Origin of the sequence: uncultured Sphingomonas sp., from assembly GCF_913777625.1 — a bacterium.
GTDB lineage: Bacteria > Pseudomonadota > Alphaproteobacteria > Sphingomonadales > Sphingomonadaceae > Sphingomonas.
On record NZ_CAJYTI010000003.1, the window covers coordinates 22,668 to 34,297 of the forward strand.

The 11,630-nt window shown below is 65.5% G+C and carries 10 protein-coding genes; all 10 read right to left on the bottom strand.

Translation table 11 applies throughout. The features are described 5' to 3' along the window. Window positions 1-13 precede the first annotated feature (13 nt). Genes QZ814_RS01545 through nuoF form a run of 10 tightly spaced genes read right to left on the bottom strand, consistent with a single transcriptional unit; the run spans window position 14 to window position 11,629 of the window. The gene (locus tag QZ814_RS01545) at window positions 14-709 is read right to left on the bottom strand and encodes a biotin--[acetyl-CoA-carboxylase] ligase (protein ID WP_294329294.1); all 696 of its coding nucleotides are present in this window, start codon (window positions 707-709) and stop codon (window positions 14-16) included. A gap of 5 nt (window positions 710-714) precedes the next feature. Continuing rightward, window positions 715-2,172, bottom strand: coding sequence for an NADH-quinone oxidoreductase subunit NuoN (gene nuoN, locus QZ814_RS01550; protein ID WP_010545138.1), 1,458 nt, complete (start codon window positions 2,170-2,172; stop codon window positions 715-717). Beyond that, on the bottom strand, window positions 2,172-3,737 hold the full coding sequence (locus tag QZ814_RS01555) for an NADH-quinone oxidoreductase subunit M (protein ID WP_010545139.1): 1,566 nt from the start codon (window positions 3,735-3,737) through the stop codon (window positions 2,172-2,174). Before QZ814_RS01555 ends, nuoN begins: the two co-directional genes overlap by 1 nt. A gap of 7 nt (window positions 3,738-3,744) precedes the next feature. After that, window positions 3,745-5,832, bottom strand: a complete 2,088-nt coding sequence (gene nuoL, locus QZ814_RS01560; protein ID WP_294329296.1) for an NADH-quinone oxidoreductase subunit L — start codon at window positions 5,830-5,832, stop codon at window positions 3,745-3,747. Continuing rightward, window positions 5,832-6,137, bottom strand: coding sequence for an NADH-quinone oxidoreductase subunit NuoK (gene nuoK / locus QZ814_RS01565; protein WP_010545141.1), 306 nt, complete (start codon window positions 6,135-6,137; stop codon window positions 5,832-5,834). The genes nuoL and nuoK overlap by 1 nt, the downstream gene beginning before the upstream one ends. Further along, on the bottom strand, window positions 6,134-6,745 hold the full coding sequence (locus QZ814_RS01570) for an NADH-quinone oxidoreductase subunit J (RefSeq protein WP_294329298.1): 612 nt from the start codon (window positions 6,743-6,745) through the stop codon (window positions 6,134-6,136). The genes nuoK and QZ814_RS01570 overlap by 4 nt, the downstream gene beginning before the upstream one ends. A gap of 33 nt (window positions 6,746-6,778) precedes the next feature. Further along, on the bottom strand, window positions 6,779-7,264 hold the full coding sequence (nuoI, locus tag QZ814_RS01575; protein ID WP_066718225.1) for an NADH-quinone oxidoreductase subunit NuoI: 486 nt from the start codon (window positions 7,262-7,264) through the stop codon (window positions 6,779-6,781). Then, window positions 7,261-8,310: an NADH-quinone oxidoreductase subunit NuoH gene (nuoH, locus tag QZ814_RS01580; protein WP_294329302.1), complete on the bottom strand. Its 1,050-nt coding sequence runs from the start codon at window positions 8,308-8,310 to the stop codon at window positions 7,261-7,263. Before nuoH ends, nuoI begins: the two co-directional genes overlap by 4 nt. Further along, window positions 8,307-10,325, bottom strand: coding sequence for an NADH-quinone oxidoreductase subunit NuoG (gene nuoG / locus QZ814_RS01585; protein ID WP_294329304.1), 2,019 nt, complete (start codon window positions 10,323-10,325; stop codon window positions 8,307-8,309). The genes nuoH and nuoG overlap by 4 nt, the downstream gene beginning before the upstream one ends. Continuing rightward, window positions 10,325-11,629 (bottom strand): NADH-quinone oxidoreductase subunit NuoF, encoded by a 1,305-nt coding sequence (nuoF, locus tag QZ814_RS01590; protein ID WP_294329305.1) that lies wholly within the window; start codon window positions 11,627-11,629, stop codon window positions 10,325-10,327. Before nuoF ends, nuoG begins: the two co-directional genes overlap by 1 nt. Window position 11,630: the final 1 nt, after the last annotated feature.

An 11,630-nucleotide genomic window follows, 5' to 3' on the forward strand; every position in this document is an offset into this window, starting at 1 on the left:
TCCCTCTTCCTCGTTACAGCAGGAACACGTCGCCCGCGTGAATGGCACGGCTCGTCCCGTCGGCCAAGCGCAGGATCAGCGCGCCGCTCGAATCCAGCCCGCCGAACAGGCCGTCGAAGCTCGTCCCGTCGGCGAGCCGCGCGGTCAGCGCGGTGCCCTCGGGATGTGCCTTGGCCAGCCAGCGCTCGCGCACCGGATACATGCCCTCGCCCCGCCAGCGCTCCAGCCAGCGGCCGAAACTCTCGGCGAGCACCTCGGCGAAAATATCGGGCGCGACGGTCACGCCCTGCGCCGCCAGGCTGGTCGCCGCGCGGTCCAGCCCCTCGGGTGCTGCTGCCAGGTTGACGCCGATGCCGACCGCGATCGCATCCCCGGCCCGCTCGAGCAGGATGCCGGAGAGCTTGGCGCCCTCGACCAGCAGGTCGTTGGGCCATTTGAGCATCGGCGACACACCGAACGCCCGCACCGCTTCTTCGAGCGCGACGGCCGACAGCAGCGCCAGCGTCGCCGGCGAAGGATCGGTCGGCCGCACCCGGACCAGCGTAGAGATGTAGAGATTGCCCGCAGGCGAGACCCAGGCGCGCCCTTGCCGGCCCTTGCCGGCGGTCTGGCGTTCGGCCCGGAGCCAAAGCCCTTCCCCGGCGCCCGTAAGCGCCAGGGAAAGGATGTCGGCATTGGTCGATCCCGTCTCGGCGACGGTCCGGATCACAGCTGTCAGAACAGCGCCTTCGCCGCGACCAGCGACCAGGTGCCCAGCGCACCGAACGCCAGCCAGCCGATCGGCGAAATCACGACGGCGCTGATCGCGATCAGGCCGCCTTCGACGAGGTCGGTCTTGCCCGCAAAAGCCGGCGCCGGCTCGTCGAAGTACATCGTCTTGACGATCTTGAGGTAATAGAAGGCACCGATCGTCGAGGCCGCAGCACCCACCGCCGCGAAGATCCAGAGGCCCGAATGGACCGCTGCCATGAACACGCCAAGCTTGGCGAAGAAGCCGAGCAGCGGCGGAATGCCGGCAAGGCTGAACATGAAGATCGCCAGCGCCGCCGCCAGGCCCGGACGGGTGCGCGACATGCCCGAGAGGCTGGCGATCGTCTCGACCTGCTCGCCATCCTGCCCACGCATCTGCAGCACCACCAGGAAGCTGCCGATCGTCATGATGACGTAGATCGCCATGTAGACGAGCACGCTGGCAACGCCTTCCTCGCCGCCGGCCGCAAGGCCGATCAGCGCGAAGCCGACATTGTTGATCGACGAGTATGCAAGCAGGCGCTTGATGTTGGTCTGGCCGATCGCCGCCACCGCACCGAAGATGATCGAGGCGAGCGAGGCGAAGATCACGATCTGGCGCCATTCGAAGATCGCCGGGCCCATCGCGTCGATCGCGACGCGCACCGCCATCGCCACTGCGGCCACCTTGGGGGCAGAGGCGAAATAGGCGGTGACCGGGGTCGGCGCGCCTTCGTACACGTCCGGCGTCCACATGTGGAACGGCACGGCCGAGATCTTGAACGCCATGCCCGCGAACACGAACACCAGACCGAACAGCAGGCCGGTATGCTGCGGCGAGGCGAGGCCGGCGTGATAGGCGCCCGCAATGCCCTCGAACAGCGTGGTGCCGGCGAAGCCGTACACAAGGCTGATGCCGTAGAGCAGGATGCCAGAGGCCAGCGCGCCCAGCACGAAATACTTCAGACCGGCTTCGGCCGAGCGCGTATCGCGCCGCATGAAGCTGGCGAGAATGTACGCCGAAAGGCTCTGTAGCTCGAGACCGACATAGAGGCTCAGCAGGTCGCCCGCCGAGACCATCATGCCCATGCCGATGGTCGCAAGCAGGATCAGCACCGGATATTCCGGGCGCAGATCGTCGCCCGAGGTGCGCTGGAAGAAGCCCGGCGCAACGAGGATCGACACCGCGGCGGCGACATAGATCGCAACCTTGGCGAAGGCCGAGAATGCATCGGCATGATAGAGGCCACCGAACGCGACGCCGCCCGTGGAGGACGGACCGGTGAGCGCGATGCCGGCGCCAGCGAGCAGCGCCACCGAGGCCCAGCTCACCAGCTTGGTGGATGCCTGGCCACCCCAGGCAGCCACCAGCATCAGGACGATGGAGCCGACCGCGAGCACCAGCTCGGGCAGCGTCATGAGGAGTTGCATGGAATAGGACATCAGTGCGCCCCCTCGTGCGCGGAGGCTTCATGGGCGGGTGCCGCCTGCGGCGAACCCGGCGTGGGCTTGGAGTCGCTGATCGACAGGGTGTGCGCGGCGCTGTCGAGGCGCTGCGTCAGCCGTGCGACATCGGCGTGCATCGGCGCGGTGAAGCTGGTCGGGTACACACCCATCCACAGCACCACGGCAGCCAGTGCTACCAGCATCGCCACTTCGCGACCGTCGAGGTCCGGCATCGCCTTCACATCGTCCTTGGTCAGGTCGCCCCACACCACCCGACGGAACAGGTAGAGCATATAGGCGGCGCCGAGGATGATACCCGTGGTGCCGATCAGCGCGGTCCAGGTCGAGACCTGGTACACGCCGGCGAGGCTGAAGAATTCGCCGACGAAGTTGCTGGTGCCCGGCAGGCCGATCGAGGCCATGGTGAACAACAGGAACAGCACGGCGTAGCGCGGCATGTTGATCGCCAGGCCGCCGTAGCGGTCGATCTCGCGGGTGTGGAGGCGATCATAGATGATGCCAACGCACAGGAACAGCGCGCCCGAGACCACGCCGTGGCCCAGCATCACCATCATCGCACCGTCGATGCCGTTCGCGTTGAAGGCGAACAGACCCATGGTGACGATCGCCATGTGCGCGACCGACGAATAGGCGATCAGCTTCTTCATGTCGCTCTGCACGAGCGCGACGAGCGAGGTGTAGACCACCGCCACGCAGGACAGGCCGAAGACGACCCACATGAACTGCACCGACGCGACCGGGAACATGGGCAGCGAGAAGCGCAGGAAGCCATAGCCGCCGAGCTTCAGCAGCACGCCCGCCAGGATCACCGAGCCAGCGGTCGGCGCCTGCACGTGCGCGTCGGGCAGCCAGGTGTGGACCGGCCACATCGGCATCTTCACCGCGAACGAGGCGAAGAAGGCCAGCCATAGCCAAGTCTGCCAGTTGGCCGGGAAGTCGTGCGCCATCAGCACCGGGATCGAGGTGGTGCCGGTGTTCAGCACCATGAAGATCATGGCGACGAGCATCAGCAGCGAGCCTAGCAGCGTGTAGAGGAAGAACTTGTACGACGCGTAGATGCGGTTCACGCCGCCCCAGATGCCGATGATCAGGTACATCGGGATCAGGCCACCTTCGAAGAAGATGTAGAACAGGAACAGGTCCTGCGCGGCGAAGGTGCCGATCATCAGCACTTCGGTCGCAAGGAACGCCGCCATGTACTCCGGCACGCGCTTGGTGACCGAGAGCCAGCTGGCGCCGATGCAGATCGGCATCAGGAACAGCGAGAGCTCGATCAGCAGGAAGGCGAAGCCGTCGATGCCGAGCGCCCACTTGAAGTCGACGCCACCAAGGCTGAACAGCACATGCTGCTCGACGAACTGCCACTGTGGGGCACCGTCGCCATGCTGGAACTGCGTCCAGAGGAAAACGCCGAGGCCCAGGTTGACGAGCGTCGCGAGGAGCGCCGTCCAGCGAGCGCCCTGGGCGCCCACGAAGAGGCAGAGCACCGCGGCAACCGCGGGGATCGCGAGCAGGACGGAAAGGATCGGAAAGCCGGTCATTTTTCCATCACCCCGCAATGACCCAGGTGAGCGCGGCCGTGAGCCCGATCAGCATGACGAAGGCATAGGTGTAGAGATACCCCGATTGCAGCTTGACGGCGCCTACGCTGCCGATCTGCACCAAGCGCGCTGCGCCATTGGGGCCGAACCGGTCGATCGTCTGCTCGTCGCCACGCTTCCAGAACAGCCGCCCGATGGCGAATGCGGGACGCACGAAGAGCAGGTTGTAGAGCTCGTCGAAATACCACTTGTTGAGCAGGAACAGATACAGCGGACGCACCTGCTCGGCGAAGGCCGCCGGGAAGCCCGGCGAAACGATATACGCGAACACCGCGGTGCCCAGGCCCAGCAGCATCGCCACCGTGGCCGAGAGCTTCACCCACACCGGCACCTCGTGCATCGCGTGCATCAGGTGCTCGTTGAAGGCCAGCGCGCCGTGCCAATACGTCTCGCCCGCGGTCGGTTCGATGAACGCGCCGTGGAAGACGAAGCCGGCGAGCACTGCGCCGATCGACAGCAGGATCAGAGGAATCAGCATGACCAGCGGGCTCTCGTGCGGGTGGTACCCTGCCGTGCCGTCGCCGTGATCGTGCGCATGGTGATTGTCGTGACCCTGCGCGGCGTGCGCGAGCGCATGATCGTCATGACCATGATCGTCGTGACCATGGCCATGCGCATCGTGCACCGCGTGCTGGATATGCTCGGAAGCGGCCCAGCGCGGCTTGCCGTGGAAGGTGAGGAACACCACGCGCCACGAGTAGAAGCTCGTCAGCAGCGCGACGACCACGCCGACCCAGAACACGCCGGTGTTACCCGACGCGAAGGCCGCCTCGATGATCGCGTCCTTCGAGTGGAAGCCAGCAAAGCCGAACGCCACCGGATTGCCGAACAGGGCGGGGATGCCGACGCCGGTGATCGCGAGCGTACCCGCCATCATCGCCGTGTAGGTCAGCGGGATCTTCTTCCAGAGGCCGCCATAATAGCGCATGTCCTGCTCATGGTGCATCGCATGGATCACCGAGCCGGCGCCGAGGAACAGCAGCGCCTTGAAGAAGGCGTGCGTGAACAGGTGGAACATCGCCGCGCCATACGCGCCGACGCCTGCGGCGAAGAACATGTAGCCGAGCTGCGAACAGGTCGAATAGGCGATCACGCGCTTGATGTCGGTCTGCGTCGTGCCGACGGTGGCGGCGAAGAAGCAGGTGGCCGCGCCGATCACCATCACGACGTGCATCGCGACCGCGCTCTGTTCGAACAGCGGCGACATGCGGCAGACCATGAACACGCCCGCGGTCACCATGGTGGCGGCGTGGATCAGCGCCGACACCGGGGTCGGGCCTTCCATCGCGTCCGGCAACCAGGTGTGCAGGCCGAGCTGGGCCGACTTGCCAATCGCGCCGACGAACAGCAGCAGGCAGAGCACGGTGATCGTATCGAAGCGGTGGCCGAGGAAGCCGATCGTCGAACCCGCATGGTTCGGCGCCGCCGCCAGGATCGTCGGGATGTCGACGGTGCCGAACACCAGGAACACGCCGAAGATGCCGAGCATGAAGCCGAGATCGCCGACGCGGTTGACCACGAAGGCCTTGATCGCGGCGGCATTGGCGCTGGGCTTGCGGAACCAGAAGCCGATGAGGAGGTAGGACGCGAGACCCACGCCTTCCCAGCCGAAGAACATCTGCACCAGGTTGTTCGCGGTCACGAGCATCAGCATCGCGAAGGTGAACAGCGATAGGTACGCGAAGAAGCGCGGCTGGTCCGGCTCCTCGCTCATATAGCCCCAGCTATAGAGGTGGACGAGCGCCGAGACGCTGGTGACCACCACCAGCATCACCGCGGTCAGCGCGTCGACGCGCAGTTCCCAGGCGAAGCTCATCGTGCCCGAGGTCATCCAGTGCAGCACCGGGGTGACCGTCGGGGCGGCGTTGCCGGCGAGATACGGCAGGAAGCCGTAGATCCACGACAGCGCGCAGGCGACGAACAGCGAGCCCGTGGTAACGAGCTTCGGGAGCGCGGCCCCGAACGACTTGTTCACGAGCCCGGCGAAGGCTGCCGCGATCAGCGGCAGGAATACGATGATCAGGATAGGCGACATCAGCCCTTCATCCGATTGACGTCGTCGACCGAAATCGTGCCGCGACCGCGGAAATAGATGACCAGGATGGCAAGGCCGATCGCGGCCTCACCGGCAGCGACGGTCAGCACGAACATCGCGAACACCTGGCCCACCAGGTCGTGCAGGAACGACGAGAAGGCGACGAAATTGAGGTTCACGCTGAGCAGGATGAGCTCGATCGCCATCAGGATGACGATCAGGTTCTTCCGGTTCATGAAGATGCCGAGCACCCCCATGGTGAACAGGATCGCCGAGACGACCAGATAATGGGTTAGCGAGATCACAGCTCCATCCCCTGCCCGACCGCCGGGTTCATGTTGCGGGTGGCATCCTTGGCGCGGCGGGCGTTCTGGCGCGCAATGTTCTGCGGCCGCACGTCGCTGCGCTTGCGGTAGGTCAGCACGATCGCGCCGATCATCGCGACGAGCAGCACCAAGCCGGCGCCCTCGAACACGAACAGGTAGCGCGTGTAGAGCAGCGCGCCGATCGCCTCGATGTTCGGCACGCCGTCCGCAACCGGGGCGACGCGACGACCCAGCGCCAGCGTGCCGGCGCTCCAGGCGCCGACCGCGACGATGATCTCGGCGACCAGCGCCAGCGCCAGCAAGAGGCCGATGGCGGCATACTTCATCACGCCCGCGCGGAGCTCGGTGAAGTCGATGTCGAGCATCATCACGACGAACAGGAAGAGCACCGCGACCGCGCCGACATAGACGATCACCAGCAGCATGGCGATGAATTCGGCGCCCACGAGCACCATCAGGCCCGCAGCGTTGAAGAACGCCAGGATGAGCCAGAGGACGGAATGGACCGGGTTGCGCGACAGGATCGTGGCTGCGCCGGAGACGCACACGATGGTCGCGAACAGGTAAAAGGCGAGAAGCTGGATCACGGAATCGGATGGCCCCTTTGAATGGTGCGGCGCTTAACGGTACGGCGCGTCGGCGGCAAGGTTCGCCGCGATGGCGCGTTCCCAGCGGTCGCCGTTCGCGAGCAGCTTATCCTTCTGATAAATCAGCTCTTCCCGCGTCTCGGTGGAAAATTCGAAATTCGGCCCTTCGACGATCGCATCGACCGGGCACGCTTCCTGGCACAGGCCGCAGTAAATGCACTTGGTCATGTCGATGTCGTAGCGCGTCGTGCGGCGGCTGCCGTCGTCGCGCGGCTCGGCCTCGATCGTGATCGCCAGCGCCGGGCACACCGCCTCGCACAGCTTGCACGCGATGCAACGCTCTTCGCCATTGGGATAGCGGCGCAGCGCATGCTCGCCGCGGAAGCGGGGCGAGAGCGGGTTCTTCTCGTACGGATAGTTGATCGTCGCCTTGGGCTTGAAGAAATACTTCAAGGTCAGGGCGTGCGCCTTCACGAACTCCCACAGAGTCCAGGTGCGAATAAAACTACCGACGCTCATGCGGGCACTCCAACCCGGGTCAGCATGAGATACCCGGAAACGAGGAAGACGAAGAGAAGCGACAGCGGCAGGAAGATCTTCCAGCCCAGGCGCATCAGCTGGTCATAGCGATAGCGCGGGACGGTGGCCTTCACCCAGCTGAAGCAGAAGAAGAAGAACAGCATCTTGGCGAAGAGCCACAGAATGCCCGGAACCGCGTAGAGTGGCGCCCAGTCGAACGGCGGGAGATAGCCGCCCCAGAACAGCGTCGCGTTGAGCGCGCACATCAGGATGACGTTGGCGTACTCGCCGAGCCAGTAGAGCGCGAAGGCCATCGACGAATATTCGGTCTGGTAGCCCGCAACCAGTTCCGACTCCGCTTCGGTCAGGTCGAACGGCGCGCGCTGCGTCTCGGCGAGCGACGAGATGAAGAACACGATCGCCATCGGGAAGAGCAGCGGGTTGACGAAGTTGCCGTTGACGAAGCCGTAATAGCCCTTCTGCATCTCGACGATCGCGCCGAGATTGAACGAGCCAGCCCAGAGCACGACCGAGATCAGCACGAAGCCGATCGAGACTTCGTAGCTCACCATCTGCGCCGCCGCGCGGATCGCCGAGTAGAACGGATATTTGGAGTTCGACGACCAGCCGGCGAGGATGATGCCGTACACGCCCAGCGACGAGGCCGCGAGCACATAGAGCAGGCCGACATTGATGTTCGACAGTGCGACGCCCGCCTGGAACGGCACCACCGCCCACACGATCAGCGCGACCGTGAAGGTGATGATCGGCGCGAGCAGGAACAGCCCCTTGTTCGCGCCCGACGGAATGATGGTTTCCTGGAGGAACACCTTGAGGCCGTCGGCGAAGGACTGGAGCAGGCCAAGCGGGCCGACGACGTTTGGACCGCGACGCAGCGCCATCGCCGCCCAGATCTTGCGATCGGCGTAGATGATCATGGCGACGGCGAGCATCACCGGCAGCGCGATCACCAAGATGTCGATGATCGTGGCGACGGTCCAGGCCAGCTCGAACGGCAGGCCAAGATAGGTGAACCAGGAGGTCATTCTGCGGCCTCTGCGAAGTCTTCGCCATGGAGCAGTTCGGCCGAGCAGCGCTGCATCGTCGGCGACGCACGGCAGATGGCGTTGGTGAGATAGAAATCGGCGATCGGATAGGTCACCGGACCCGAGGCCTGCGAAGCGAGCGACGGCGGGTTCCACGCGAACTCGGCCAGACCTTCCTGACCGAGCGCCGGAACCTCGCTCGCCATCGCGGCGCGCAGTTCTTCAAAGCTGTCGAACGGCAGCGTGCGGCCGAGCTTTTCGGAGAGCGCGCGCAGGATCGTCCAGTCCTCGCGCGCCTCGCCCGGTGCGAACACCGCACGATCGGCGCGCTGCACGCGGCCCTCCAGGTTCACATAGGTGCCCGGCTTCTCGGCATAGGTGGCGCCCGGCAGGATCACATCAGCATGATGCGCGCCCTGGTCTCCGTGGTGGCCGATATAGACCTTGAAGCTGCCGGCGAACTTGGCGAAGTCCACTTCGTCGGCGCCAAGGAAGAAGGCCAGCTTCGGCGCGGCCGCGACGATGTCGGCAATGCCGCCCTTCTGCGCATAGCCCAGCATCAGGCCGGCCATCCGCGCTGCGGCAGTGTGGACGACGTTGAAGCCGTTCCAGGCCGCTTCGGTCTCGGTCGCGGCGCGCTGGAAGGCACCCGCGATCGCAAGCGCGGCGCCATGGCCGTTCTTGAGCGCGCCGGGGCCGAGGATCAGCGCCGGCTTCTTGGCATTGTCGATCGCCTGGGCGAGGTTCTCCGGCAGGCTGTTGAGCAGCCCCAGATCGTCGCCCAGCCACTCGACCTTGTAGGTGAGGTCCACCTGCGGGCCGATCGCGAACACCTTGGCGCCGCGCTTGATTGCCTTGCGCACGCGGGTGTTCACCAGCGGCGCTTCCCAGCGCAGGTTGGTGCCGACCAGCAGGATTGCATCGGCCTCTTCGAGCGCCGCGATGGTGGTGTTGAACGCCACTGCCGACAGGCTCGACGTGTCATAGGCCATACCGGTCTGGCGGCCTTCGAGCAGATCCGAACCGAACGCCTTCACCAGTGCCTTGGCGGCATACATCGTCTCGGCATCGAGCAGGTCGCCGGCGATCGCCGCGACGCTCGAGCCCGCGGTTGCGGCCACGCCCGTGATCGCGTCGAACGCTTCTTCCCAGGTCGCCGGGACCAGCTTGCCGTCCTTGCGGACGAACGGGCGGTCGAGACGGCGGCGGACCAGCGCGTCGACATGGTAGCGGGTCTTGTCGTGCGCCCACTCCTCGTTCACGTCCTCGTTGATGCGCGGCAGGACGCGCATCACCTGACGGCCGCGGCTGTCGAGGCGGATGTTGGTGCCGACCGCGTCCATCACGTCGATCGACAGGTTCCGCTTGAGCTCCCAGGGGCGATATTCGAACGCGACCGGCTTGTGGGTCAGCGCGCCGACCGGGCAGAGGTCCGCGACATTGCCCGACAGCTCGCTCTTGAAAGCCTTTTCGAGATAGGTCGTGATCTGCATGTTCTCGCCGCGATAGATCGCGCCGATATCCTCCACGCCGGCGACTTCCTCGCCGAAGCGGACGCAGCGGGTGCACTGGATGCAGCGGGTCATCACCGTCTTGATAATGGGGCCCATGTACTTTTCGGTGACCGCGCGCTTGTTTTCCTCATAGCGCGACTGGCCACGGCCATAGGCGACCGACTGGTCCTGCAGGTCGCACTCGCCGCCCTGATCGCAGATCGGGCAATCGAGCGGGTGGTTGATCAGCAGGAATTCCATCACGCCTTCGCGCGCGGCCTTCACCATCGGGCTGTCGGTGCGGATTTCCTGATTGTCGGCGGCCGGCAGCGCGCACGAAGCCTGGGGCTTGGGCGGTCCGGGCTTCACTTCGACCAGGCACATGCGGCAATTGCCGGCGATGCTCAGCCGTTCATGATAGCAGAAACGCGGAATCTCCTTGCCCGCAGCCTCACAGGCCTGGAGCACGGTGGCGCCCTGCGGCACCTCGACTTCGATTCCGTCAACCTTGAGCTTGGGCATTACTCTGCCGCCTCTTGCATGGTTTCGATGCCGCCCGACTTGCGCTCGTTGATACGGCGCTCGATCTCGGGGCGGAAATGGCGGATCAGGCCCTGGATCGGCCAGGCGGCCGCATCGCCCAAGGCGCAGATGGTGTGGCCTTCGACCTGCTTGGTCACCTGCTGCAGCGTGTCGATCTCGCTGATGTCGGCGTCGCCGGTGCGCAGCCGCTCCATCACGCGCCACATCCAGCCGGTGCCTTCGCGACACGGGGTGCACTGGCCGCAGCTCTCATGCTTGTAGAAATAGGAGAGCCGGCTGATCGCGCGGACGATGTCGGTCGACTTGTCCATCACGATCACCGCGGCGGTGCCGAGGCCCGAGCCGAGCGCGCGCAGACCGTCGAAGTCCATCGGGCAGTCCATGATCTGGGCTGCCGGCACCAGTGGCACCGACGAACCGCCCGGGATCACCGCGAGCAGATTGTCCCAGCCGCCGCGGATGCCGCCGCAATGCTTCTCGATCAGCTCGCGGAACGGGATCGACATGGCCTCTTCGACCACGCACGGCTTGTTCACGTGGCCCGAGATCTGGAAGAGCTTGGTGCCCTTGTTGTTCTCGGCGCCGAAGCTGGCAAACCATTCGGGGCCGCGCCGCAGGATCGTCGGCGCGACCGCGATCGACTCGACGTTGTTGACCGTGGTCGGGCAGCCATAGAGGCCCGCACCCGCCGGGAACGGCGGCTTGAGGCGCGGCTGGCCCTTCTTGCCTTCCAGGCTCTCGATCATCGCGGTCTCTTCACCGCAGATATAGGCGCCGGCGCCGCGATGGACGAAGACGTCGAAGTCATAGCCCGAACCGCAGGCATTCTTGCCCAGCAGGCCGGCGGCATAGGCCTCGGCGACCGCCGCGAACAGCGTCTCGGCCTCGCGGATATATTCGCCGCGGATATAGATGTAGGCCGCACGCGCGCGCATCGCGAAGCCCGCGACCAGCGCGCCTTCGATCAGCAGATGCGGGTCGTGGCGGATGATCTCGCGGTCCTTGCACGAGCCGGGCTCGGACTCGTCGGCATTGATGACGAGGAAGCTCGGACGCTCGGGTGTCGGGTTCTTCGGCATGAAGCTCCACTTCATGCCCGTCGGAAAGCCGGCGCCGCCACGGCCGCGCAGGCCCGAGGCCTTGATGCGGTCGATGATCGTGTCCGGCCCCAGATCGAGCAGCGCCTTCGTGTTGTCCCACGCCCCACGCGCCCGCGCGGCATCGAGATGCCACGACTGGTAGCCGTAGAGATTGGTGAAGATGCGGTCCTTGTCCTGAAGCACC